This is a genomic window from Pantoea sp. GbtcB22 (assembly GCF_019091025.1).
GTDB lineage: Bacteria > Pseudomonadota > Gammaproteobacteria > Enterobacterales > Enterobacteriaceae > Pantoea > Pantoea leporis.
Genome location: NZ_JAGXKB010000589.1, coordinates 1 through 246, shown reverse-complemented (window position 1 = coordinate 246; position 246 = coordinate 1). Strand labels below are relative to the sequence as shown.

The following is a 246-nucleotide window of genomic DNA, read 5'->3' as shown; positions in this document are numbered from 1 at the left end:
GCGACAGAATGAACGCAGCCGGAACTAATGGCAGATGCAAGGCTTCCAGCGTCAACGCCAGCGCTTTGCCCACGCCCGATCCCACCAGCACCTTACCAAACGCGCCGCCCGCGCCCGCAACCAGAATCACGCTGGCGGAGCTGGGAAACGCACGTCCGGTGAGATCTTCCAGTTTCTCTTTGCTCCAGCCACGACGCGCGCCGAGCAGCCATGCCGCCAGTCCCAGCGCAATCAGCAACGCAATGG

Annotated in this window: 1 pseudogene; it reads right to left on the bottom strand. The window is 63.4% G+C overall.

The annotated features are described in order from the left end of the window. Window positions 1–246: pseudogene (locus KVT28_RS26065) on the bottom strand (transporter); the annotation flags it as partial.